At 72.4% G+C, this 25,148-nt stretch carries 19 protein-coding genes and 1 tRNA gene; 8 read left to right on the top strand and 12 right to left on the bottom strand.

The window, feature by feature from the left end:
- The first annotated feature begins 199 nt into the window (after nt 1-199).
- The 7 genes from pheS (at nt 200) to EYQ95_RS14565 (ending at nt 6,231) form a co-directional block, all read left to right on the top strand.
- Nucleotides 200-1,195, top strand: coding sequence for a phenylalanine--tRNA ligase subunit alpha (gene pheS, locus EYQ95_RS14595; protein ID WP_132327952.1), 996 nt, complete (start codon nt 200-202; stop codon nt 1,193-1,195).
- A gap of 142 nt (nt 1,196-1,337) precedes the next feature.
- Entirely contained in the window at nt 1,338-3,716 is a 2,379-nt protein-coding gene (pheT, locus tag EYQ95_RS14590) for a phenylalanine--tRNA ligase subunit beta (protein WP_132327951.1), read from the top strand.
- Between the two features lie 18 nt (nt 3,717-3,734).
- The gene (locus EYQ95_RS14585; RefSeq protein ID WP_132327950.1) at nt 3,735-4,040 is read left to right on the top strand and encodes an integration host factor subunit alpha; all 306 of its coding nucleotides are present in this window, start codon (nt 3,735-3,737) and stop codon (nt 4,038-4,040) included.
- Nucleotides 4,033-4,389, top strand: coding sequence for a MerR family transcriptional regulator (locus EYQ95_RS14580; protein ID WP_132327949.1), 357 nt, complete (start codon nt 4,033-4,035; stop codon nt 4,387-4,389). Before EYQ95_RS14585 ends, EYQ95_RS14580 begins: the two co-directional genes overlap by 8 nt.
- Nucleotides 4,390-4,559: 170 nt before the next feature.
- A tRNA-Pro gene (locus EYQ95_RS14575) sits at nt 4,560-4,636 on the top strand.
- A 189-nt stretch (nt 4,637-4,825) separates the two neighbouring features.
- Nucleotides 4,826-5,854 carry a TraB/GumN family protein gene (locus tag EYQ95_RS14570; RefSeq protein WP_132327948.1) on the top strand — a complete coding sequence of 343 codons (1,029 nt, stop codon included), beginning with the start codon at nt 4,826-4,828 and terminating at the stop codon, nt 5,852-5,854.
- 74 nt (nt 5,855-5,928) lie between these two features.
- The gene (locus tag EYQ95_RS14565; protein WP_132327947.1) at nt 5,929-6,231 is read left to right on the top strand and encodes a hypothetical protein; all 303 of its coding nucleotides are present in this window, start codon (nt 5,929-5,931) and stop codon (nt 6,229-6,231) included.
- 48 nt (nt 6,232-6,279) lie between these two features.
- On the opposite strand, the gene dxs is transcribed toward EYQ95_RS14565, so the two are convergent.
- The 11 genes from dxs to EYQ95_RS14510 all read right to left on the bottom strand — a co-directional run bounded on the left by dxs (nt 6,280) and on the right by EYQ95_RS14510 (nt 21,809).
- On the bottom strand, nt 6,280-8,178 hold the full coding sequence (dxs, locus tag EYQ95_RS14560) for a 1-deoxy-D-xylulose-5-phosphate synthase (protein WP_132327946.1): 1,899 nt from the start codon (nt 8,176-8,178) through the stop codon (nt 6,280-6,282).
- Nucleotides 8,179-8,245: 67 nt separating this feature from the next.
- Nucleotides 8,246-9,400 (bottom strand): hypothetical protein, encoded by a 1,155-nt coding sequence (locus EYQ95_RS14555; RefSeq protein ID WP_132327945.1) that lies wholly within the window; start codon nt 9,398-9,400, stop codon nt 8,246-8,248.
- A 131-nt stretch (nt 9,401-9,531) separates the two neighbouring features.
- Nucleotides 9,532-10,194 (bottom strand): HNH endonuclease, encoded by a 663-nt coding sequence (locus EYQ95_RS14550; protein ID WP_132327944.1) that lies wholly within the window; start codon nt 10,192-10,194, stop codon nt 9,532-9,534.
- Nucleotides 10,195-10,265: 71 nt separating this feature from the next.
- A complete protein-coding gene (locus EYQ95_RS14545) occupies nt 10,266-12,062 on the bottom strand; it encodes an acyl-CoA dehydrogenase C-terminal domain-containing protein (RefSeq protein ID WP_132327943.1) in 1,797 nt (598 codons plus the stop codon).
- Between the two features lie 10 nt (nt 12,063-12,072).
- A complete protein-coding gene (locus EYQ95_RS14540; RefSeq protein WP_132327942.1) occupies nt 12,073-12,549 on the bottom strand; it encodes an LEA type 2 family protein in 477 nt (158 codons plus the stop codon).
- Between the two features lie 115 nt (nt 12,550-12,664).
- Nucleotides 12,665-15,139 (bottom strand): S8 family serine peptidase, encoded by a 2,475-nt coding sequence (locus EYQ95_RS14535; RefSeq protein WP_132327941.1) that lies wholly within the window; start codon nt 15,137-15,139, stop codon nt 12,665-12,667.
- Nucleotides 15,140-15,319: 180 nt separating this feature from the next.
- Entirely contained in the window at nt 15,320-15,964 is a 645-nt protein-coding gene (locus EYQ95_RS14530; RefSeq protein WP_132327940.1) for a response regulator transcription factor, read from the bottom strand.
- Between the two features lie 52 nt (nt 15,965-16,016).
- The gene (locus EYQ95_RS14525; RefSeq protein ID WP_243699939.1) at nt 16,017-16,736 is read right to left on the bottom strand and encodes a sensor histidine kinase; all 720 of its coding nucleotides are present in this window, start codon (nt 16,734-16,736) and stop codon (nt 16,017-16,019) included.
- Entirely contained in the window at nt 16,733-20,008 is a 3,276-nt protein-coding gene (locus EYQ95_RS14520; RefSeq protein WP_132327939.1) for a serine/threonine-protein kinase, read from the bottom strand. The genes EYQ95_RS14525 and EYQ95_RS14520 overlap by 4 nt, the downstream gene beginning before the upstream one ends.
- Nucleotides 20,005-20,916: an FHA domain-containing protein gene (locus EYQ95_RS14515; RefSeq protein WP_243699938.1), complete on the bottom strand. Its 912-nt coding sequence runs from the start codon at nt 20,914-20,916 to the stop codon at nt 20,005-20,007. The genes EYQ95_RS14520 and EYQ95_RS14515 overlap by 4 nt, the downstream gene beginning before the upstream one ends.
- Before the next feature lie 62 nt (nt 20,917-20,978).
- Nucleotides 20,979-21,809 (bottom strand): DUF6689 family protein, encoded by an 831-nt coding sequence (locus EYQ95_RS14510; protein ID WP_132327938.1) that lies wholly within the window; start codon nt 21,807-21,809, stop codon nt 20,979-20,981.
- Nucleotides 21,810-22,050: 241 nt separating this feature from the next.
- Here EYQ95_RS14510 and EYQ95_RS14505 point away from each other — a divergent pair, with 241 nt between their 5' ends.
- A complete protein-coding gene (locus EYQ95_RS14505) occupies nt 22,051-24,552 on the top strand; it encodes a S8 family serine peptidase (RefSeq protein WP_132328017.1) in 2,502 nt (833 codons plus the stop codon).
- Between the two features lie 69 nt (nt 24,553-24,621).
- On the opposite strand, the gene EYQ95_RS14500 is transcribed toward EYQ95_RS14505, so the two are convergent.
- Complete coding sequence (locus tag EYQ95_RS14500) at nt 24,622-25,044, bottom strand: DUF6491 family protein (RefSeq protein WP_165924743.1); 423 nt, start codon at nt 25,042-25,044, stop codon at nt 24,622-24,624.
- Between the last annotated feature and the right edge of the window lie 104 nt (nt 25,045-25,148).

Here is a 25,148-nt window from a genome sequence, read left to right as displayed (position 1 = left end):
GGCGCAAGTCCTTCCCCATGTTCGTTTCTGCGGTACGGCCGGATCGATGGCAGGCATTGCTCCGGCATCGGGCGGCCGCTCCCGCGAAGGCGGGAGTGCGTCGCCTGCCCACCGCGGCAGTGCAGTCCACGGATGCTCGGCTCGCGCCGAGTCGAAGTTCGCCCCGCCCATCGCGGGAACGGGGACCCGGAGAACGCAAGTGACCGATATCCAATCGCTGCAGCAGCAGGCCCTGGCCGACATCGCCGGCGCCGACACGCCCGAGGCCCTCGAGGCGCTGCGTGTCGCGCTGCTCGGCAAGTCCGGCAGCATCACCGGCCAGCTCAAGCAGCTGGGCGCCCTGCCGCCCGAGCAGCGCAAGGCGGCGGGCGAGGCGATCAACGCCGCGCGCGACGCGGTGACGGCGGCGATCGCCGGGCGCCGGGCGGCGCTGGATGCCGCGGCGCTGGACGCGCGCCTGGCGTCGGAATCCATCGACGTGACGCTGCCGGGAATCGGCGTCGCCCGCGGCGGCCTGCATCCGGTCAGCCGCACGCTCGAGCGCATCGCGCAGATCTTCGGCCGGATGGGCTACGAGCTCGCCGACGGCCCCGAGATCGAGGACGACTGGCACAACTTCGAGGCGCTGAACTTCCCGCCGCACCACCCGGCGCGCGCCATGCACGACACCTTCTATTTCGGCGACGGCCGCCTGCTGCGCACGCATACCTCCGGCGTGCAGGTGCGCTACATGCTCGAGCACCGGCCGCCGCTTCGCATGATCGCGGCGGGCAAGGTCTACCGCAGCGACAGCGACCAGACCCATACGCCGATGTTCCACCAGGTCGAAGGCCTGCTGGTGGACGACCGCGCGAGCTTCGCCGACCTCAAGGGCACGCTGGTCGAGTTCGTGCGCGCCTTCTTCGAGGACGACCTCGAGATGCGCTTCCGCCCGAGCTATTTCCCCTTCACCGAGCCGTCGGCGGAGGTGGACATCGCCTGGAAGCAACCCGACGGTTCCACCCGCTGGCTGGAAGTGCTGGGCTGCGGCATGGTGCACCCGAACGTGCTGCGCAACGTGGGCATCGACCCCGAGAAGTACACGGGCTTCGCCTTCGGCCTCGGGGTGGAGCGCTTCGCCATGCTGCGGTACGGCGTGGACGACCTGCGCAGCTTCTTCGAGAACGACGTGCGGTTCCTCAGGCAGTTCGGGTGAAGCCGGGATTGGTGATCCGGGCTTCGCCTGAGTGAGTGCCCGAACCACGATGATCCACGGCAGCCGCGCAAGCGGGTAAACGGACACCCGCTCTTCGAATCCCGAATCCCGAATCCCGAATCCCGAATCCCGAACCCCACCCATGAAATTCAGCGAAAACTGGCTCCGCCACCACGTCCCCACGCGCGCCTCGCGCGATGAACTGGTGGCCACGCTCACCGCGATCGGCCTCGAGGTGGAGGAGGTGGCGCCGCTGGGCGAGTCGCTCGATGGCGTGGTCGTGGGGCGCATCGTGGCGGCCGAGCGCCACCCCGAAGCCGATCGCCTGCAGGTCTGCCGCGTCGACATCGGCCGCGGCGAGCCGCTGCAGATCGTCTGCGGCGCGCCCAACGCGCGCGTGGGCCTGTGCGCACCGCTGGCGACGGTGGGCAGCACGCTGCCCGGCGGCATGGCCATCAAGGCGGCCACGCTGCGCGGCGTGGAGTCGGCCGGCATGCTGTGCTCGGCGAAGGAACTGGGGCTGGACGCCGATGCCTCCGGCCTGCTGGAACTGCCCGCCGACGCACCCGTCGGCGCACGCCTGACCGAATACCTCGCGCTGCCCGACGCCAGCATCGAGATCAAGCTCACGCCCAACCGCGCCGACTGCTTCTCCGTGCGCGGCATCGCCTACGACGTGGCCGCCGCCACCGGCGCGCAGGTCGCGCCGCTGGAGACGCATCCGGTCGACACGCGCTCCCAGGCCGAGATGGAGATCTCGCTCGACGCGGGCGCCGCCGCGCCGCGCTACTGCGGCCGCGTGATCGAGGGCGTGGACGCCACGCGCCCCACGCCGGCATGGATGGCCGAGCGCCTGCGCCGCAGCGGCATCCGTCCCGTATCGCTGCTGGTCGACGTCACCCAGTACGTGATGATCGAGCTGGGCCAGCCCATGCACGCCTTCGACCGCGCCACGCTGCACGGGCCCGTGGGCGTGCGCCAGGCGCGCGACGGCGAGGCGCTGAAGCTGCTGGACGGACGCGACGTGGTGCTCGACCCGCAGTTCCTCGTGGTCACCGACGCCGACCGCGCCGTCGCGCTGGCCGGCATCATGGGTGGCTTCGACACGCGGGTGACGGACGCCACGCGCGACGTCTTCCTCGAATCGGCGCACTTCGCGCCCGACGCCGTCATCGGCCGCGGCCGCAGGCTGGGCCTGCATACCGACGCCTCCCACCGCTTCGAGCGCGGCGTCGACCCCGAGCTGCCGCGGCAGGCGATCGAGTACGCCACGCGCCTGATCCTCGACATTGCCGGCGGCCGCGCCGGGCCGGTGGTCGAGGCCGAGCTGGCCGAGCACCTGCCGCGCCCGCAGGCCATCCGCCTGCGCCGCGAGCGCCTGGCGCGCGTGCTGGGCCAGCGTGTGTCCGACGCCGATGTGGAGCGCATCCTGCGCGGCCTCGGGCTCCAGGTCGACGCCAGCGAAACGGGCTGGAGCGTGACGCCGCCGACGCGCCGCTTCGACATCGCCATCGAGGAAGACCTCATCGAGGAAGTCGCGCGCGTGCACGGCTACGACGCGGTGCCGACGACCCTCCCGGCCGGGCCGGCCTCGGTCGGCGCGGCGACCGAGGCGCGCGTCGAGCCCGGCCACCTGCGCCGCGCGCTGGCCGCGCGGGACTACCGGGAGGCGATCAACTACGCGTTCGTCGACGCCGCGTGGCTGGAGGCCTGGTCGCTCGCCGAGGGCGCGGTGGCGCTCGCCAACCCGCTCAGCGCGGAGCTCGCGGTGATGCGCACCTCGCTGCTGCCCGGGCTGGTGGCCGCGCTCGGCCGCAACGCGGCGCGCCAGCAGCCGCGCGTGCGCCTGTTCGAGCTGGGCAACGTCTTCCATGCCGCCGGGGACGGCGAGGCTCCCCGGCATACGCAGCGCATCGCTGCCGTGGCCTGCGGGACCGCCGATGCCGAGCAGTGGGGCCTGGGCACGCGAGCGGTCGGCTACCACGACCTCAAGGGCGACCTGGAGAGCCTGGCCGCGCTCTCGGGTGCCGTGCTGGCCTTCGAGCGTTCGGCCCGGCCCTGGGGCCATCCCGGCCGCTCGGCCGACGTGCTGCTCGACGGCCGCGTGGTCGGCTGGATCGGCCAGCTGCATCCGCGCCTGCAGCAGGCGCTGGGGATCGACGTCGACGTGGTGGCGTTCGAGGTCGACCTCGACGCCGTGCAGCAGCGCGCGCTGCCGAGGGCCGAGGGGCTGTCGCGCTATCCGTCGGTGCGTCGGGACCTCGCGTTCGTGGTCGCCGAGGGCGTGGCCTGGGCCGGCGTGGAAGCCGCCGTGCGCGCCGCGGCCGGCCCGTCGCTGCGCGAGGTCGTGCTGTTCGACGTCTACCGCGGCAAGGGCGTCGAAACGGGATTCAAGAGCATCGCCATGGGCTTGATCCTGCAGGAAAAAAACCGCACTCTGACCGACCGCGACGTGGACGCCGTCGTCGGCGACGTGGTCGCCGCGCTGCAGCGTGAACACGGCGCGACGATCCGCAGCTGAGCCCGAGGAAACGCACCGATGACGCTGACCAAGGCCGAGATGGCCGAGCGACTCTTCGACGAGGTCGGCCTCAACAAGCGCGAGGCCAAGGAGTTCGTCGATTCGTTCTTCGACGTGCTGCGCGATGCGCTGGAGCACGGGCGGCAGGTCAAGCTCTCGGGCTTCGGCAACTTCGACCTGCGCCGCAAGAACCAGCGCCCGGGGCGCAACCCCAAGACGGGCGAGGAGATTCCGATCTCCGCGCGCACGGTGGTGACGTTCCGCCCGGGGCAGAAGCTCAAGGAGCGCGTCGAGGCCTACACCGGAGCGAACGGCGATGCTTGACCCCGGCAGCAACAGGGAGCTTCCGCCGATCCCGGCCAAGCGCTACTTCACGATCGGCGAGGTCAGCGAGCTCTGCGACGTCAAGCCGCACGTGCTGCGCTACTGGGAAACCGAGTTCCCCATGCTCAACCCGGTCAAGCGTCGGGGCAACCGCCGCTACTACCAGCGCCACGAGGTGCTGATGGTGCGGCAGATCCGCGGCCTGCTCTACGAGCAGGGCTACACCATCGGCGGCGCACGCCTGCGGCTGGAAAGCGACGGCCGCAAGCAGGAAACCGCCCCGGCCTCGCAGGTCCTGCGGCAGATGCGCTGCGAACTCGAAGAAGTCCTGCAGCTGCTTCGTTCCTGAGTTCCGGGCGCGCGTCGCGGCAGCCACGCGACGCGCTGGGCCGTCGCCCGGCCGCCGGCGGACCGGCGATGGCGGGCGCCGACACCCACGCGCGGCGATCGCAACGTGAATCACCAAGCAGCCGCGCCGAAGCGCTATACTGCGCGCCCGCTTCGGCGGGACAGGCTTTCCGGGGTATAGCGCAGCCTGGTAGCGCACCAGTCTGGGGGACTGGTGGTCGTCGGTTCGAATCCGGCTACCCCGACCAATTCGATGCATCGCGACGCCCGGCCCCGCGCCGGGCGTCGTCGTTTCGCGCGACCGCATCGCGCGACACGTGGTGACTTCCGGCAGCTCGACGCGCGGGCCACCGTACTGCAACGTGCCGGAACTTCGGCCGCGACGGTGCAGTCACAGCGGCCGCCCGTCGCTCCCGCGACTCCGGAAGGGAAATCCCATGCGCCCCAATCGCATCGCCGTGCTCGTCCTCGCGCTCTCGTCTCTGCACCCGGCCCACGCGCAGGAGGCGACGCCGGCGCCACAGGCGCCTGCCCCGGGCGAGCGCGTGCTCGACACCACCGTCGTGCGCATGCCCGGTCCCGGCATGTGGGCCGTCCGCAAGGGCGGGAATACGCTCTGGGTGCTCGGCACGGTCACGCCGCTGCCTGCCGGCATGGCGTGGAACTCCGGCCCGGTACGCAAGGTACTCAGGCAGGCGGACGCGGTGATCGCGGCGCCGTCGGTGGTGGTCGACGCCGACATCGGGTTCTTCGGCAAGCTCTCGCTGCTGCCGTCGCTGGTGGGCGTGCGCGCCAATCCGGACGGCAGGAAGCTGCGCGACGTCTTGCCGCCGCCACTGCACCAGCGCTGGCTGCAACTCAAGCAGCGCTACATCGGCCGCGACGGCTCGGTCGAGAAGTGGCGGCCGATATTCGCCGGCATGAAGCTCTACGAGGAGGCCGTCGAGCGCCATGGCCTGTCCACGCGCGACGTGGTCCGCGCGGATCTCGCGCCGGTGCTGAAGGAAAGCGGGATCAAGCCGGTCCGGACGGACGCGCGCGTCAAGGTGGAGAAACCGAAGGCGGTCCTGAAGGAATTCAAGACGACCCGCTTCGACGACCTCGAATGCTTCGAGAAGACGCTCGACCGGGTGGAGTTCGACCTGCCGGCGCTCGCCGCGCGCGCGCAGGCCTGGGCGGTCGGCGATGTCGAGGCGCTGGGGCGGCTGCGTAACCCGGACCTCGGTGCCGTCTGCCAGCGCGCCATGCTGGGCGGGCAGTTCGCCGCGCGCCACGGGATGGACGCGCTGGAGGCCCAGGCGCGCGAGAGGTGGATCGCGGAAGCCGAGGCGAGCCTCGCCCGCCATCGCACGACGTTCGCCGTGCTTCCCATGAACGACGTGCTCGCCCCGGACGGGCTGGTGGCCGCGCTCGCGGCGCGTGGCTATACCGTCGAACCGCCGGCCGCAGCCACGCGCGCTCCCTGAGGGACCATGGCCCCCGGCATTGGACAGGAGCGCGTCCGGCGCCGGAGGCTCGGGGTTTCCTCCGGAGACACGTAATGAGCCATATCGCCATCGGCCTCGCCATCGCGCTGGCAACCATGGGAGCCCCTGCAACCACCCCGGCGCCGGCAGCCCACGCCACGCCCACGGCGGCGGCACCCGAGACCGCGCCCGACACGCGGGCGGAAGCGGCCAAGCCGAAGAAGATCTGCACCAAGGAACGGCCGATGGGCAGCAACATGCCCAAGCGCGTCTGCCGCGATGCGGAAGCCTCGGAGGAGCAGGCGAGCCGCGTGCGAGACGTCATGCGCGACGCGCAGCGCAACCGCTATTCCGTGCCTACCGGCGCCGATCTCTGACGGCAACGGGGTCGCGCAATGCGCGGCCCGCAATCCCTCCGCGGCCGGTCAGACGGCCGCGCGCGCCGGTTCCAGCAGCGCCGGCCAGCGACGCAGTACCGCCTCGCGGATGCCCGCCGCGTCGAGCCCGGCTTCCGCGAGCAGCTGCTCGCGGCTGGCGTGGTGCTGGAACTCGTCGGGCAGGCCGAGGTGCAGCACGGGCAGCGTCAGGCCCTCGGCATTGAGCAGTTCCGCCACGCCCGAACCCGCGCCGCCGGCGACGACGTTGTCCTCGAGCGTGACGAAGCCCTCGTGTGTGCGCGCGAGTTCGAGGACGAGCTCGCGGTCCAGCGGCCTGACGAAGCGCATGTTGACGACGCTGAGCCCGAGCTCGGCGCCGACCACCTCGGCGGCGGGCACGATCGCGCCGAAGGCCAGCAGCGCGATGCGCGCGCCGCGGCGGCGCAGCTCGGCCCTGCCGATGGGCAGGGTGTCGAGCGTCGGCTCGATCGCCACGCCCGGTCCCGTGCCGCGCGGATAGCGCACCGCGGCCGGGCCTTCATAGCGGTGGCCGGTGGAAAGCATCTTCCGGCACTCGTTCTCGTCGGCCGGCGCCATCACGACCATGTTCGGCACGCAGCGCAGGTAGGAGAGGTCGAGGTTGCCCGCATGCGTGGCGCCGTCCGGGCCGACCACGCCGCCGCGGTCGATCGCGAACAGCACGTCGAGGTTCTGGATGGCGACGTCGTGCACGAGCTGGTCGTAGCCACGCTGCAGGAAGGTCGAGTAGATCGCGCAGACCGGCTTGGCGCCCTCGCAGGCCATGCCGGCGGCGAGCGTCACCGCGTGCTGCTCGGCGATGGCGACGTCGAAATAGCGCTCGGGATACTCGCGCGAGAAGCGCACGAGGCCGGAGCCTTCGCGCATGGCGGGCGTGATGCCCATCAGGCGCGGGTCGGCGGCGGCCATGTCGCAGAGCCAGTCGCCGAAGACGTCGGTGTAGGTGGGCTTCTTCGCGCCGGCCTTGGCCACCATGCCCTTCGCCGGGTCGAAGGGCGAGACGGCGTGGTAGCCGATCTGGTCGCCCTCGGCGAGCTCGTAGCCCTTGCCCTTGGTGGTGATGATGTGGAGCAGCTGCGGGCCCTTCAGTCCCTTCAGCGTCTTGAGCGTGGACACCAGCGCGTCCATGTCGTGGCCGTCGATGGGGCCGGTGTAGTGGAAGCCCAGCTCCTCGAACAGCGTGGACGGCACGAACATGCCCTTCCAGTGCTCTTCCCAGCGGCGCACGAACCTGGCCGGGGCGCTGTTCTTGTCGCCCAGCAGCTTCTTGCCGCCTTCGCGGATCGCATTGAGCGCGCGGTTACCGCTGAGGCGTCCGAGCATCTTCGTCAGCGCGCCGACGTTCTCGGAGATCGACATCTGGTTGTCGTTGAGGATCACCAGAAGATTCGGCTCGGGCTCCATGCCGCCGGCATGGTTGAGCGCCTCGAAGGCCATGCCCGCGGTCATCGCGCCGTCGCCGATGACGGCCACGACCTTGCGGTCGTCGCCCGTTCGCTGCAACGCGATGGCCATGCCGAGCGCGGCGGAGATCGAGGTCGAGCTGTGGCCGACGCCGAAGGTGTCGTACTCGGACTCCTCGCGCTTGGGGAAGGGCGCGACGCCGTCCTTCTGCTTGACGGTGTGGATCGTGTCCCGGCGACCGGTGAGGATCTTGTGCGGGTACGTCTGGTGGCCGACGTCCCAGACCAGGCGGTCGCGCGGCGTCTCGAACAGCCAGTGCAGCGCGACCGTCAGCTCGATCACGCCGAGCCCGGCGCCGAAGTGGCCGCCCACGCGGGCGACCTGCTCGATCAGGTAGGCGCGGAGTTCGTCCGCGATGGCCGGCAGCTCGTCTTCGCCGAACTGGCGCAGGTCGGCGGGAACGGCGATGCGGGAAAGGCGCGGGTAGCGCTGCGGGTCGATCATCGGAGCAGCCGGTAAAGCGAACTCCGCATTGTCCCGCCGGCGTGCCGGCGGGGGCAAGGCGCGGCGTTCAGCGGCCGCGCAGCCGTCCGAACAGGCCGCCGGACTTCGGCGCCTCGGGCTCGGGCTCGGGGTCGCGATGGGGTTCGGCGAAGCCGGTGGCGAGCGAGGCATTCACGAAGTCGGCCACGTCGCCTTCGGGCACGCCGGCGGCCTGCGCGACCTCCGCGACCGTGGCCGGCCCCTTCATCATCGCGGTGGCGATGCGGAAGTGCTTGGGGAACTCGCGTTCGGTCTGCGGCCACTTGGTGAGGCGGAAGCGCGTGCCTGCATCGTAGCCCGCCACGATGCGCCCGCCGCCGGCCAGCAGCGCGCCGTACCAGACCAGGCGCGCGAGCGGCTGTGCCGCACCGAGCGCTGCGGTCTGCGCGGACCAGACATCCGCGCCGACGGGCTCGAAGTCGGACTGGTCCACGCCTGTGGACTCGAACAGCGGAGCCAGTGGCTTGAGCGCGGAAGGGCCGAAGTAGTGGCGCTGGTCGGCGTCGATGAGGATGGACGCGCCACCGCGCTCGAAGCGCGTCCGGCCGCGCAGGCGCCCCGACGCCAGCCACTCGGCGAGCGTCTGGGGCTCGGCACTGCGGGACGGCGCCGGCGGTGCGGGCGTGGCCGGCACGTGGGGCGCGATGCTCGGTGCGGGCGGAAGCACCTGCCCGACCGCGGAGCTGGGCGGCTCGGCGGCCGGCAGTGCAGGCTCGACGATGGCATCGGGATTGGGCGGAAGCTCGGCCGCGGCCGCTGCGATGGGCAGTTCCTCGGGCAGCTGGTCCTGGGGCTCGGGCGAGGGCGTCATGCCCGAGGGCACGGACGCGGGCGCGGCCGCCGGGGGCTCGGGACTGGCCGGCGCCACCTCCGCCCCGGGTCCGCGCATCTCGCGCAGCAGCGTGGCGAGCTCGCCGGCGTCGATCGGGCGGCCGATTCGATAGGGCGTCTGCGAGCGCGGCGCGGCGGTGAGGCCGATCACCTGCTTGCCCGCGGCGTGCAGGCGCAGCCAGCTCATCGGACCGTACATGCTGTCCATGTCGACCACGACGTAGTCGGCATGCGTGTCGGCCACCAGCTGCCAGCCGCCGCCGGCCGCCGGCAGGGCCTGCTCGAACGCACGGCGCAGTTCGGCTTCGGTCGCCGAGTCCATGCCGGTAAAGCCGAGGTTCAGTACGGCCATACGTCTCTGCCTGGGAGTTCGCCCCGAGTGTTGCGGACGCATCCTGCCGCGTCAACGCGAAGGTATCCGGCGGCCGCGGTCGCAGGCCGGGTTCTGTGAGCGTGCGCGCAGTCGCGCCGGGGAGATGCCACTCAGGCGGGGATGCGCCGCGACCTGGGCAGCTGGCTGCGCAGGAAGTCCATCTGGTCGGCCAGGATGTGCCGGTTCGAGAGGATCAGGTGCTCGATCCAGCTCGGCCGGTAGGGGACGGCCAGCAGCGGCATGCCGGCCTGCTGCGGCGTGCGGTTGCGCTTTCGGGAGTTGCAGGGGAAGCAGGCGGAAACCACGTTCTCCCACGAGTCGCGCCCGCCGCGGGAGAGCGGCACCACGTGGTCGCGGGTGAGCTGGCTGCGCGGGAACTGCAGGCCGCAGTACAGGCACAGCTGCGCATCGCGAGCGAACAGTGCGGGATTGGTGAGCGTGGGCGTGGGATTGAGCGCCCGCGCGTTTGCACGGCCCCGCGTGGCCACGATGGGATGCAGCTCGACGATGCTGCGCTCGCCCGTGCGCCGGCAGATGCCCCCACGCACCCGCAGGCAGGGTTCGCCCAGCGTCCAGGCGACCGCGCCACGCGCGTAGAGGCAGGTCGCGTCGTGCCAGTGCAGCCAGTCGAGGACGTGGCCGTGGGCATCGAGGGCGAGCAGGCGCACGCCGTCGAGCGGGAAGCCCGTGGCGGGGCGATGGGGCAGGTCCGGCTCGATCCCGGCATCGGGACCGCCCTGGATCAACCGCAACCGGGTGCGATGGGCCTCCATGGACCGACTGTATAACGGGCCCGTGACGATTGCGCGTCACGGGCGCGCCCGGATGAGCGGTTCAGCCAGCCTCAGCGCCCGGCGTCGAAGGCCGCGGCGTCCAGGTGCATGAGGCCGGGCGCCCCGGCCGCCAGCGCGGCCGCATGCGCCTGTGCACGCGGCAGCAGGCGTTCGAAGTAGAAACGCGCCGTCGCCTGCTTGCCTTGGGCGAAGGCGGGCGTGGGCGAGGCCTCGTCGGCGATGGCCACGCTTCGTGCCCACCAGTACGCCAGGCAGGTGTAGCCGGAGAACATCAGGAAGTCGTAGGCCGCGGCGCCCAGCTCGTCGGGGTCGGCCTCGCTGCGGCGCGCGGCTTCCACGGCGAGTGCCTGCCACTGCGACGCCAACGCCGACAGCGCCTCGCAGTACTGCCCGGCCCGGGCGTGGCCGCCATGCGTCTCGCAGAAGCCGCGGATGCGCGCCAGCATCGCCTTCATGCCCGCGCCCTTCTGCAGCATGACCTTGCGGCCGAGCAGGTCCAGCGCCTGGATGCCGGTGGTGCCCTCGTAGAGCGTGGTGATGCGCGCATCGCGGGCGAGCTGCTCCATGCCGTGCTCGTGGATGTAGCCGTGCCCGCCGAAGCACTGCAGCGCGTCGTAGGTGCACTCGATGCTCCACTCGGTCAGGCAGGCCTTGACGATGGGCGTGAGGAAGCCGACCAGCGCCTCGGCCTGCTCGCGCTCGGAGGCGTCGGGCGCGTGCAGGGAGATGTCGAGCTGCAGCGATGCGTCGTAGGCGAGTGCGCGCCCGCCCTCGACCAGCGCCTTGCAGGTCAGCAGCATGCGGCGCACGTCCGGGTGCACGATGATCGGGTCGGCGGGTTTGTCCGGGAACTTCGCACCCCCCGCCGCACGCATCTGCAGGCGCTCCTGCGCGTATACGACGGCGTTCTGGTAGGCGCGGTCGGACAGCCCCAGGCCCTGCAGGCCCACGGCCAGGCGGGCGGAGTTCATCATCACGAACATCGCGGCCAGGCCCTTGTGCGGCTCGCCGACGAGGTAGCCCTCCGCGGCATCGAAGTTCATGACGCAGGTGGCCGAGCCGTGGATGCCCATCTTGTGCTCGAGGCTGCCGCAGCGCAGCGCGTTGCGCTCGCCGATGGCGCCATCCCGCGTCACGCGGAACTTCGGCACCACGAACAGCGAGATGCCGCGGCTGCCGGCGGGCGCGTCGGGCAGGCGCGCGAGCACGAGGTGGACGATGTTGTCCGTCATGTCGTGCTCGCCGGCGGTGATGAAGATCTTCGTGCCGGAGATCGCGTAGGTTCCGTCGCGGCGCGGCTCGGCGCGCGTGCGCAGGAGGCCGAGGTCGCTGCCGCAGTGCGGCTCGGTCAGGCACATGGTGCCTGTCCAGCGCCCGTCCACCAGAGGCTTGAGGAAGACCTCCTTCTGCCAGTCGGTGCCGTAGTGCGCGAGTGCCTCGGTGGCGCCGTGCGAGAGCAGCGGGAAGTTGCCCCAGGCGAGGTTGGCGGCGTCGATCATCTCCTTGATCGGGAAGCCCGCCGCATGCGGCATGCCCTGGCCGCCATGCTCGGCGGAGGCGACCAGCCCGGTCCATCCGCCCTCGACATACTGTGCGTACGCCTCGCGGAAGCCCGGCGGCGTGGTGACGGTTCCCGTGGCCTTGTCGAGGCTGCACCCCGTCTCGTCGCCCACGCGGTTGAGCGGCGCGAGCACGTCGCGGGCAAAGCGCGCGCCTTCCTCGAAGACGGCGTCCAGCACGTCGCGCGTGGCGTCCGCGAAGCCCAGCCGCGCGAACTCGCGCTCGGCGTCGAGAAGGCCGTACATGACGAATCGGATGTCGGCCAGCGGTGCATCGTAACGGCTCATGGCAACGACCTCAGCGAAGGACGCCCGGCAGGCCCGGGGCAGGGGTGAGCGCGCTGTTGCGCTCGATCTCGAAGCTGCGCTGGCTGGCTGCATCGGGCGTGGCGGTCACATCGCCGGACAGCGTGTAGGCCACGCTGCGCCGCGCGGCGAGGGCATCGGCCACGACCAGCTTCGCCGCGGCCGAGGGCGCCAGCTGCAGGCTGACGACGTCGGCCGACTCCGGCCCCACCGTGAGCGCGGGTGTGGCGCGCAGTTCGCCCGCGGTCTCGCCGCCGACGCCCAGTGCCAAGCGCAGGGCGTCGAAGCGCATGGGGATGCTGCTGTAGTTCTGCAGTCGCACGTCGACGTCCCAGCGCCCGTCGGCGCGGACGGTGAGCTGCTGGATCTGCGCGGCCGGCTCGGAAACGCGCCGCACCGGTCCGCCGCAGGCGGCGAGCAGCGCGGCGAGGCCGAGAACGAGACTGGCATGGGCGATTCGTGGGCGCATCGCGGTCCTCCCTTGGATGTGCGGAGCATACCCGTGCGCACGGTTCCCCTGCGTCGGCCCGGAACGACGAAGCCCGCCGGATCGGCGGGCTTCGCTGCGGCGCGGGTGACGCCGGTTACAGGCCGTAGGCGGCGTACAGCCGGCTCGCGGCCGCCGCATAGGCCGCGCGGGTGACCACCTGCGAGGGGTCGAAGTAGGCCTTGAGCGTGGGCTGCAGGTCGTACGGCCCCTGCACGACCGCGAAACGCGCGTTGACCAGCCCGAGGTCCAGCGCGTACTGCACGTAGCCGCGCAGGCTGGCCGGGATCGCCGCGGCATCCTCGACCGGGATGCGCTTGCCATCGTACAGCGCGGTGAGCCCGCCGCTGAAGGACGAAGCTTCCGCCTGCAGGCCCAGGCTCTGCACCAGCGAATAGGCCAGGGACACGCGGGTGACCACGTCGTCGGGCCGGAAGGCGCCATTGACGCGCCCCATCACGCCCGCCTGGCGGTGGCTGAGGTCGCGCTGCGACGCGCCGTTGGCCGTCACCGCTTCGGCAGCGCCCGAGATCGGGTTCGCGGGCGCGACGTCGGTGAGCGTCGAGCCGTTACCGATCGCCCGGTTCTGGCGGATGCCCGCGCCCATCACGAGGAAGTCGGCCAGCTGCGCACGCGTGAGCGGGGCGTCGGGCAGGAAGCGGCCATCGGGATGGCTGTCGACGAGGCGGCGCGAGACGCCCAGCTCGATGAAGCCGCGGGCCGGATGGCTGGCGACGTCGACCAGGCCGGTGTATCCGTCGGTCCTGAGCTGCTTGACGTTGACGTTGACCGTGCCCGGCACGCCATAGCCGTTGGTGACGCGCGCCGGGTCGAGGTTCGTGCCCGACACGGAGCCGACGCCGCGCACGGTGAGCGTCCACGTGCCCGGCACGCCGGGCGCCGATACCGCGATGTTCTGCCCCAGCACCGGCAGCGCGATCGACGAGCCGTAGCGCTTGCCGTTGGGGTCGGTCAGCGAGATCGCCACGGTGTTGTCGCCCACGTTGGCGCGGGCGGCGACCAGCGAGATGCCTTCGGCGACGTCGAACTGCACCGAGGCGGTCGGGCCGACGGGGCTGAAGTCGATGGCGTAGTCGCGGCTGCCGGCGGTGGAGACCTGCGCGTTCGCGTTGAACACGCGCGTGGCGTTGACGGTGCTGCCGAAGCTGCCGGCCTTGAGCGCGGCCTGCACCGCCGCATACGCGTTGACGTAACCCGCGCCGGTTTCCCAGGACTCGTGGCCCGGGATGTTGGAGGCGGTCTCCTGCAGGATGCGCTTGACGTCGCGCCAGTCCATGCCGGGATTGGCCTCGAGCATGAGCGCGACCACGCCGGAGACGTGCGGCGCGGCCATCGAGGTGCCGGACATGATCGTGTAGTACGGCGCCAGGCCGGCACCCAGCGCCTCGGCGTCGGCGTCGATCGAGGCCTTGTCGAGCGCGCCGAGCGAGGCGCGCGCGGAGGCGATGTCGACGCCCGGCGCGGTGACGGTGGGGCGGTCTTCCCAGGTGTAGGTGACGCCGTCGACCTCCACCTGGCCGCGGCGGCCCTTCTCGCCGCGCGAGGAGAAGGACGCCAGGCGCCCCTTCTTGTCGCCGGCCGCCACGGTGATCACCCACGGCGCCTTCTTGAAGTTGCCGGTGATGGTGCCTTCCCCGGAACCGGAGTTGCCGGCGGAGAACACCACGACCACCCCGCGGTCGGCCAGCTTCTTGGTGGCGACGTTGGTGGGATCGTCCGGGTCGAACTCCGTGCCGGTATCGCCGGTGTTGCCGAACGAGTTGGAGATGACGCGGATGTTGTACTGCGCCTGGTGCGTGAGGGCGTAGTCGAAGCCGCCGATGGTGTCGAGGATGAAGAGCCCCGCGCCGGAGCCGTAGCCGATGATGCCGGCGCCCGGTGCGACGCCTTCCATCGACGCGCCCGGCGAGCGCGCGCCGTTGCCGCCGATGATGCCCGCCACGTGCGTGCCGTGGCCGCCGCCGATGTCGGTGTTCGCCACGCCTTCCTGGTAGGTGATCGGCAGCATCGAATCCAGCGAGTACAGGTTCGTCTGCGCGAGCACGTTCTGGCGGGTGTGCTCGGGGAAGGCGACGTCGGCGTGCGTGCCGTCGACGCCGGAGTCGTTCACCACCACGCTCAGGCCGCGCCCGGTGAAGGGCATGCCGTTGATGCGCATGGCGCTGTCGGTGCGCAGGCGGTCGACGCCGGTGAGCGCGGTGGCCTCGCGGTTCTCGAGCTGCAGCGGTGCGTTGAGCCAGACCGAGCGCACCTCCGGCATGGCGAGCAGGGAGCGGATCTGCGCGGGGGTGGCCACCACGCCCGCGATGGGCAGCGAACGCATGGTCACGCCCCTGAGGCCGAGCGAGGCGAGCTGGCTGCGCTGCGCGTCGCTGACGGGCGCGTTGCCGTGGAAGGTCACGATGACCTCGAGCGAGTCGCTGGCGGCGAGGGTGGGGAGCACGGCCTCGAGCTGTCGATCGAGGCGGCGCGCCTCGGCGATGAACGGCGTGGCGAGGATCGCCGCGGCCAGCAGGCTGGCGCGGAGGCGGGGGCGGCGCAGGATCGACATGGCGGGGTCTCGGCAGGGGATTCCGGATGCCAGCATCGGCGGCATCGGCGGCCTGTCCCATCCGGTCGACACCCCAGCGGCACGCGGTGAAAACCCCCATGCGCCACCGTCTGTTCGCGCCCGCGGGCCTGCGCGGCCGTGCGCCCGCGGCCATGTGGCGACGCGTGCCGGATGCGGCTGCTAGTCCAGCAGGCCCTTGCGCAGCGCGTAGCGCACCAGCTCCGCGGTATTGCGCACGCCCACCTTGTCGAGCACCCGGGTGCGATGGTTCTCCGCCGTCTTCACCGAGATACCGAGGTTGCGTGCGACCTCCTTGGTGGTGTGGCCTTCGGCGATCAGGTGGAAGACCTCGCGCTCGCGCGCGGTGAGGCGCCCGTAGGGGTCGTCGAAGGCGCGCTCGGGATGCTGGAGCTGCTGCGCCAGCGTGCGCGCGGCCTGGGGACCGAAGTGGCCACGCCCGGCGTGCAGGCTGCGGACGGCGGCCAGCAGCTCGGAGGCCGCGCTGTCCTTCACCAGGTAGCCCGAGGCGCCGGCCCGCACCGCCTGGAGCACGTACTCGTCCTCCTGGTGCATGGTCAGCACGAGCACGCGCGTGTCCGGCAGCGCCTCGCGCAGGCGGCGCACCACCTCGATGCCGCCCAGGCGCGGCATGGAAAGATCGGCCACGACGACGTCGGGCCGCACTGCGAGCGCCTTCTCGATGGTCTCGATGCCGTCCGCGGCCTGCGCCACCACCTGCACGTCGCCTTCGGCCTGCAGCAGGCCGACCAGGCTCTCGCGCACCAGCGTGTGGTCGTCGGCGATCAGGATGCGGATGACGGGCATGGCGCCACCCTGCGCGGCCGGGGCGGGCGGCGTCAAGCCGCGCCAAGCCGCATCAGGCGCCGGTGCGGGGGACCACCGCGCGGATGCGGGTGCCGTTGCCGGGCGCCGAATGCACCTCCAGCGATCCCTCGAACAGTCGCAGGCGCTCGCGCATGCCGGAGAGCCCGCTGCCCGACGGGCGAAGCGCGGGGTCGAAGCCCACGCCGTCGTCGACCACCTGCAGCTGCAGCTGGCCGTCGCGCTCGACCAGGCGCAGCAGCACGCTGCGGGCATGTGCATGCCGCGCGATGTTGTTGAGCGCCTCCTGCGCGACTCGGAACAGCAGCGTCTGGCGTTCGCCGTCGATCTCGGGCAGTGGCTCGATCTCCACCGCCACCGCGATGCCGGCCGTCTCGCCAACGCTGCGGCCGAGCCAGCGCAGCGCCGGCTCGAGACCGAGGTCATCGAGGATCGTCGGACGCAGCAGCCGCGAGAGCTCGCGCGTGTCCTCGAGCGTGTCGGCGCAGAGTGCGATGGCCGCGTCGAGGCCTCTGCGCATCGCGTCGGGCCCATCGCCGAGGCCGTCGCGCAGTTGCGCCAGGCGATGCTTGAGTGCGGTCAGGTTCTGGCCGACGCCGTCGTGCAGCTCGCGTGCGAGCCGGCGCCGCTCGTCTTCCTGCACGCGCAGCACCGATCGCCCGAGGCGGCGGAACTCGCGCTCGTTGGCTTCGACGCGGGCGAGGAGCTGCTCGTAGCGGCCCGCGCCATCATGGGCCTGGGGGGGCATGTTCATCGCGGTCCCTGCGGAGTGGGCGGGAGGGTGGCATCGGCTGCGGTGAGGCCGCGTCGACGCGCGGCGAGGGCCTCGGCTTCGGCGCGTCGCGCCTCCTCGGCCCCGGGCGTGTCGCCGGCGAGCGTCCGCGCCTGCGCGCCCAGGACATGGAGGCGGATCGCCGCCGGCGAATGCGTGCCGCGCACGCGGCTGGCGGCTTCGCGATACAGCGCGGTTGCCGTGGCCGCATCGCCGCGTGCCACCGCCTCGGCGAGGGCGGCCTGCAGCCATTCGATGCGCAGGCCGGCATGGCCGAGCTCCGCGGTCGGCGCGTCGAAGCGCGCCACGCCGCGCCGCGAGGCGACGGCTTCCATGAGGTCGATGCGCAGCTGCAACTGGCGCACGCCCGAGGCCGCGGCGAGCGGGCGCGCTGCGCGCAGCGAGGCCAGGGCCGAGCGCAGGTCGCGCCGCGCCAGCGCGAGTTCGGCCTCGATGCGCCGCGCGATCGCGCGTTGCTCGGTCGAGGCCGCGCCCAGATCCGTGCGGAGCTCGTCCAGGGCCTTCGCCGCGGCGGCCGGATCGCCCGCGGCGGCGAGCGCCTCGATTCGCAAGAGGCGCGCGTCGACGCTGCCGCGCAGGTCCTCGCGGTCGCGGAACAGCGCCTGCGCGCGGTCGGCCTCGCGCAGGGCGATGGCGACGTCGCCACGCAGCAGCGCGAGTTCGGCGAGGTTGCGATGGCTGACGGCAGCCTCCTCGGCCATCTGCTGGCGCGTGGCCTGCGCGAGCGCCTCCTCCTGGCGGCGGCGCGCCTCGTCCCAGCGCCCGCGCGCGGCAGCGAGCAGGCCCAGGTTCTGGCCGGTACGGATGATCCCGGTGTGCGAGCCCAGGGCGCGGTAGCCATCGGCGGCCCGCAGCCAGTGGGCCTGGGCCTCGGGGTAATCGCCCAGCTGGTAGTGCGCGAAACCCATGGCATTGAGCGCCTCCGCTGTGCCGTGCGGATCGCCCGCGCGCTCGTAGCCCTCGAGCGCCATCCGGTACGCATCGAGCGCGGCGCGGTAGTCCCCGCGTTCCTCGGCCAGCAGGCCGCGTTCGTTGTCGACGCCGGCCAGGCCGGCGCGGTCGTCGAGTTCGGCGTAAAGCGCGCGCGCCTCGGCGAGGGCGGCGGCGGCCTCGTCGAAGGCGCCGCGCTGGCCCAGCAGGTTGGCGAGGTTGCGCAGGCTGGCGGCCACGCCGCGGCGGTTGCCCACGGCGCGACGCAGCGCGACCGCGCCGCGGTACTGCTGCTCGGCGTCGGTGGTCAGGCCCAGGCGCCCGTAGCCGATGCCCAGGGCGTTGGCCACCTCCGCCTCGAGGTAGGTATTGCGGCTGCGCTTGGAGAGCACCAGCGCACGCACGAGGTAGTCCTCCACGGCGGGGCGCGCGTCGCCACGCAGCAGCGAGAACTTGCCGAGCTCGAACCACGCCCTCGCGTCCTGCGCATCGCGCGCCGTGAGGTGCTCCAGCGTGGCGATGGCGGCGTCGTAATCGCCTCCCGCGCCCTGCGCGCGTGCGAGCTGCAGTTCGGCGAAGGTGTCCTCCGGCTGCGCCGCCAGCAGTGCCCGCCACTGCGTCGCGGCAGCGGTCGCGTCACCCTCCAGCAGCGCCTGCTCGGCCTGCAGGCGCTGCGCGAGGTAACCCGTGCCCGGCAGCACGGCGCGGCGGGCCTGCTCGATCGCCTGCAGCGCCTGCTCGCGCTCCCCCACGGCCTGTGCGACGTCGGCAAGCAGCTGCCAGGCGACGGCGTCGCGCGTGGCGGGCGTCTGCGTCGCGCGCAGGCGCTCGTAGGCGAGGTCGTAACGGTTGGCGCGCCGTGCGGCTTCGGCCTCGCCCAGCCGGGCGACGGCGTCGGGCGGCGGCATCACCAGGACGATCCGGCGCAGGCCGAGCAACCGGTGCGTCTCGGGCGCGGCGGCCCAGGCCTGCAGTGCGTGCGACGGGGATCCCGAAGCCGGCCCGGTCCAGACCTGCGGGGGTGCGTCGCCGGACAGCCGGGCCCGTACCGACCACTGCCTTCCAGCCATGTCCAGGCCCAGCTCGAGCGCACGGTTGGCGGCAGCGGCCTCGCGCGCCTGCGCCGGCGCCGCGTCGCCCACCTGCCGCAGCGCCTGCAGGCTGCGGTCGGGGTCGACCAGGGTGGTGCCTCCCGCCTGCATGAGCGCCGCGCGTACCTGGGTATCCAGCCCGATGCGCAGGGCGTTGGGAAGCGCCTCGCCCCGGAGGGGCATGACCAGCAGGCGCTCCAGCGGGCGCGAGGGCGCGGGGGCGACCACCTGCGGGCGGTCCCGACCGGCCCACCACACGGCTGCGCCACCGGCGAGCGCGATGCCGGCAAGCGCCGCCAGGGCCCAGCCGGCCCGTCGGCGCCGCACCACGGAGTCCGGCGGCAGCGTGCGGCGGTCGATGGCTTCCACGACCGCACGCGCATCGGGCAGCCGGTGCGAGGGCTGCGGGCGGAGCAGGCGCTCGACGAGCCGCGCCACCCACACCGGCACTTCCGGGCGCACCTGCGTGACCAGCGGGGGTGTACGGACCAGGCGCTGGGCAAGCGCCTCGGCGGCGGTCGCGCTGGGGAAGGCGCGTTCGCCGGTCAGCATCTCGTGCAGGATCAGGCCCAGCGCGTAGAGGTCGCTGCGCGGGCCGACCGGATCGCCGCGGGCCTGTTCGGGCGAGAGGTAGTCCGGCGTCCCCACGACGCCGGCGGTGGCCCCGCGCGCGCTGCCGGCGATGGAGCGCGCCACCCCGAAGTCGCTGATGCAGGCATTGCCCTCGGCGTCGATCAGGATGTTCGCCGGCTTCAGGTCCCGGTGCACGACGCCGCGCGCGTGCGCGGCCTCCAGCCCGAGCGCGACCTGCCGGGCGATGCGCAGGGCGTCCTCCAGTGGCAGCGGGCCGCGATCCAGCCGCCGGTCGAGCGGCTCGCCGTCGACCAGGTCCATGCTGATCAGCCAGCGCGCGTCGCCCTGGCCGAAGTCGTGCCGCGCAATGTCGTGGATGCGCACCACGTGCGGGCTCGACACCTGCCGCGCCAGCAGGAGTTCCTGCCGGAAGCGTTCGAACGCATCCGGCCGCAGGGCGAGCTCGGGGCGCAGCAGCTTGATCGCCACGGGAACGCCGAGGGCCTCGTCCGACGCGCGGTAGACCACGCCCATGCCGCCCACGCCCACCAGCCCCTCGATGCGGAAGCGCCCGGCGAGCAGCGTGCCGGGCGCCAGGTCCATCTGTGCGTAGAGGCCGGTGGCGGTGGGCGAGTTCATCGCGTGGTGGCGCCGCGGGCAGCGAGCAGTGCCGGCCAGTCCTCGATGTCGGGCAGCGGCGGGGCAGGGCGCCCGTCCGCCTCGCGGCGGGCGGCGAGCCACAGCGCGCAGCGTTCGGCGAAGGCCTGCAGCAGCTCGACGTCGAGCGTCGTCAGCGGCGCGCCGGCCTCGCGGCGGTCGGCGTAGATCGCGCCCAGCAGGCGCGGGCCGTCGAGCAGGGGCAGCGCGACGAGGGTACGCAGGCCCGCACGCGCGACCGAGGCGCGGTCGGCCAGCCAGGCCTCCTGCCCGATGTCGTTGAACACCACCGGTGCGCGCGTATTGAGCGCCCGCATCACGGCGCCGTGGCTGCCCTCGAAGGCCTGGCCCGGGCCGAAGGCAGGATCGAGGACGAGCGAGGCGGCCACACGGTAGCGCCCGCCGTCCACGACCAAGACGAACCCGCGGCTGCATTGGGCGAGCTCGACGACCGCACGCAGGCTGTGGTCCAGCAGCGCCTGCCCCGGAGCGCCCCCCGGGGGCTGCCCCAAGGCGTCGATGCGTGCGGTGAATGCCGTCGCCTGGCTGCGCCGCTCGAGCCAGCGGCGCGCCTGCGCCTCCACGGCCTCGTCGTCGAGCAGGCTGTACTCGCAGTGCACGTCGCCGAAACGCAGCCAGGCATTGCCGGCCAGGCGCTCCTGCGCGACGCGGGCCCCGTTCACGAAGCTGCCGTTCTTGCTGTCGAGGTCCACCAGCCGCCAGCCGCCGTCGCGCAGCGGGCGCAGCTCGGCATGGCGGCGCGAAACGGAGGCGTGCGGGATGCGCAGGTCGTTGTCGTCACCGCGGCCGATGCGCAGGGACGTGCCCGGCGCGAGAACGCACGGGACGGCGGCCCCTTCCGGAACATAGGCGATCAGGCGTGCCTGCATCGCCGCATCTTAGCCTGCGCCGCGGCGGCCCTGCCGGCGGCGGGGTTCACCCTTGGCGGCGCTCAGTGGCCGAAGTTGCGCAGGTAGGCGATCGAGAACTTCGCCGTGTCCACGCCCGCCAGCAGCTCGCCTGCATGATTCTGCGAGCCGCCGCCCGCGGTCCAGACCTGCGGGATCGCCACGCCCGCGCGCGCTCTCACGCGGGCCGCGAGCGCATCGAGGTGGGCCAGTGCGTCGTCATGGCGGCGCTCGGCGACGGCCAGCTCGGCCGCGGCGCGCTCGACTTCCAGCGGTGCCGCCTCGGCGGCAGGCAGGAGGGCGATGCGGGCCTGCAGGCGGTCGAGCTTCTCGGCCACCACGTCGCCACTCCTGCGAAGGTCCGCCAGCACGAGGAACTGCGAGAAACCGCCCGTCGTACCGCGTGCACGCACGCTGCCCTGGGCGACCTGCGTCGTGATGTCGCGGAAACTGCCGCCAAGTGACGCCTTGAAGAGGCGGAAGGAGCTGCCGTAGGTGTAGGGCAGGGCGTGCGTGTGCACCTCCACCCGCACCACGCGCGCGAAGGACAGCGTGCCCGGGGGCGGCTCGATGGTGAGCAGCAGCGGGAACGCGCCCTGCAGCTGCGTCAGCGATCCGGGAAGCCGCGCGAGCAGGCCGGGGTCGCTCAGGGAGACCAGCTGCGCGCTCACTCCGAGCGCCGCAGGGGACAGGCCCTGCGGCTCGTCGAATTCGAGCGTGACATCGGCCAGTTCCATGCCCGGCGCGCCCACCTCGATGCGTGCGGTATCGCCCTGCACCTGCACGCGAACGGGAAGCAGGGCTTGCGCGGCCGCGAGCGGCGCGGCCAGGACCAGCATGGTGGCGGCCAACCAGCGTGCGAGCGACTTGGGCATGTCGGGAACTCCGGTGATGTTCAGGCGGCGTGAACGGCGCCACGCTAGTCGGCGGGTCGTGAAGGCGTCGTCGTGTGGTGCAGAGCGAAACTGCCACACCGGCGCACTGCGGTCCATCGGCGGTTCTACCCCTGCCGGCTGGGTGTTTACCCCGTGTCCGCCTGGGCCGAATACCGGATGGGAGCGGACTGCGGGATCGTCGACAAAGGACATGTCCGACAATCCCCGCCCGGAGTCCGCCATGTCCGCTCCCAAGTCCCGCACCCCAATCCGCCTGTCCGCCCTCGCCGCGGGCCTTCTCCTCAGCGGCGTCGCCCTCGCCGACGCGCATCTCGACCCGCAACTGGTGAACCGGCTGCTCGCGGCCTCGCCCGCGGACGAGCTGGGCGTGGTGGTCACCTACCGGCAGTCCGGCCCGGTCACGGGGGTCCAGCTGCAGGCGCTGAAGGCGCTCGGCATCGACAAGGGCCGGACCATGCGCACCCTTCCGATCGCCGGCGTGCTCGCCACCCCTGCGGAAATCCAGGCGCTCGCCAAGCGCGACGACGTGGTGTCGATCTACTGGAACGCCCCGCTGCGCTATTTCAACAAGGAACAGCGCGAGATGTCCGGCGCGGCGCGCGTGGTGGCCAATCCGGCCGACTTCCTGCGCGCGATTCCGTTCAGCGGCAAGGGCGTGGGCGTGGTCGTGAACGATTCGGGCATCGATGCGACGCACGAGGACCTCAAGCTCGGCGAGCACGTGGTGCAGAACGTGCTGGCGCCGCAGAACGTGCTCGCCGAGGTCGCGCGTGAGCTCGTACCCGGCCTCGTTCCGATCACCTACCTCGAGGGGGTGCCCAATACCGACCTGGGCTCCGGCCACGGAACGCATTGCGCGGGCTCGGTCGGCGGTACCGGCGAACGCTCCAACGGCCTGTTCCGGGGCGCCGCGCCCGGCGCGTCGATCGTGGGCTATGGCTCCGGCGCGGTGCTGTTCGTGCTCGACGCCGTGGGCGGCCTCGACTATGCGGCCACCAACCAGTTCTCGTTCCGCGACACGATCCGCGTCGTGTCGAACTCCTGGGGCAGCAGCGGCAAGTTCGACCCGCTCAACCCGGTGAACATCGCCACCTACGAGCTCTACAAGCGCGGCATCGTGAGCGTGTTCGCCGCCGGCAACGACGGCGCGGGCGAGGACACCCACAACCCCTACGCGCAGGCCCCCTGGGTGATCTCGGTCGGCGCCGGCGAGAAGGACGGCGTGCTGACCTCGTTCTCCTCGCGCGGCAAGCGCGGCGAGACGGGCACCTTCACGATGCCGGACGGCCGCACGTGGACCTACGTCAACGAGCCCACCATCGTCGCCACCGGCGTGGACATCATCTCCACCCGCGCCAACACCGGCGCGCTGCCGGCGCTGGCCGCCACCCAGGACGTCGGCCTCGCGCCCGAGCACCTGCCGTTCTACAGCTACATGAGCGGCACCTCGATGGCCACGCCGCACGTGGCGGGCGTCATCGCGCTGATGCTGGAAGCCAACCCGAACCTCACCCCGGCGCAGGTGAAGGACATCATCCAGCGCACGGCCACCAACATGACCGGCCGTCTGCCGTGGGAAGCCGGCTTCGGCCACCTCAACGCGTATGCGGCGGTCGCCGAGGCGGCCGGCGTGCGGTCGGGCTGGGGCGCGACGCCCAACGCCCTGCGTACGTTCAATGCCAACGCGCTGACCGCGGCGGACGCCGCGCCGGTGCCCTTCTCGCTGCAGTTCCTGCCGGTCGGCCCGCTGCAGGACTTCACCTTCGAGGTCGGCGCCGATGTCGCCTGGGTTGCCGCGCGCGCGACGATCGGCGAGAACACCCTGGCCATCGCCCTCGTCGATCCCGACGGCAACCGTTACGGCTCCTCGATCGCGCTGCCGCTGCTGGGCGACACCGTCACGGCGGGCGCGCCGGGCAAGCCCGGCACCTGGCGCGTGCAGGTCCGCGGCATCGGCAGCGTTTCGGGCGTGGCGCTCGACCCGACCGGTTCGACCAACGGCGTCGGCCTGCCGGGTACCGTCGATGGCCAGATCAGCTTCGTGCGCAGCGCCGGCTATACCGGCATGAACGACGTGGCCAGCCACCCGGCGCGCGGTGCGATCGAGTTCGCCGTCGCCCATCGCCTCGTCGACGGGCATTCGGACCGCCAGTTCCGCCCGGATGCCACGCTCAAGCGCATCGAGCTCGCGCAGTACCTCATGATGGGGCAGAACATCCGCCAGCACCTGCCGTTCAACGGGCGCTCCAGCTTCAGCGACATGGCGGCCGGCAGCACCGGCTACGCGTTCGCCGAAGCGGTCGCCGCGCGCGGCGGCGCCCTGCGCGACCTGGCCCACTCGCAGGATCCGGTGATGGGCACCGTCAACGGCGCGTTCCGCCCGAACGATGCGGTTACCCGCGTATCGCTGGCGTACTCGCTGGTGCAGTCGATGGCGCTGCAGAACGAGGCACGCGCCTTCAGCGGGGAGCTCACGGCGTTCTACGACGGCAAGCGCGTTCCCGTGGCGGATGCCAGCTCGATTCCGGCGCCTCTGCGGGGCTATGTCCAGCTCGCGCTCGACCTCGGCCTGATCAATGCGCGGTTCGCGGTGACGCAGGGCCCGTACGACCTGCAGCCCACGCTCCGGGCTTACTTCGACCCGTCGAAGACCGTCACGCGCGCCGACTTCGCCGTGGCCGCGGGCCGTTACCTGACGGCCTACCAGTCGGCCGAAGACTGACCGGCCACGCACGCGTCGGCTTGCCTCGCGTGCGTGCACCCCCGGGACGGGACTCCCGGGGGTGCTTTTTTACGGGGATGGTTCGGGATCCATCCGGCGTCGCGCCTCGCGCAGCGCGGGCACGTCGACCGGCCGGATCTCGCGGATGCGGCAGGGCAGTGCGCGGATGCCGGTGGCCAGGGGCGTCACGTAGTCGAAGCGCGCATGCACGCGGCCCGTACTGGCGCTGACTTTCACCGCGTGGGCGAACGGAAGCTCGTTGCAGGGCCCGTCCACGTCCAGCAGCCATGCGCGCGAGGGCGAGACCCACAGGACGAGGGACTCGTCGCCCAGCGGCGTCCAGCTGTCGAAACGGCCGAGGTAGGAGAAGCTGTCGACCGGCGCGCCGGCGTGCTGCCGGTACAGCGCGAGGTCCTGCTCGTCGCGCCGCACGGGATTGCCTGCGCAGGCGGCGAGCAGGGTGATGGCGAGCATGGGAGCAATCGCGCGCATGAGGGTCGCCTCCGGGTGGGTCGGCCCATGATGCTCCCGGGACATCATGGCGTCGTGCCCGGGGCGATGCCGGCCAGCCCGTGTTCACCGCGCGTGCGGGTTGC

The organism is Lysobacter sp. N42 (genome assembly GCF_004344885.1).
This window is presented reverse-complemented; position numbering and strand designations above follow the sequence as displayed.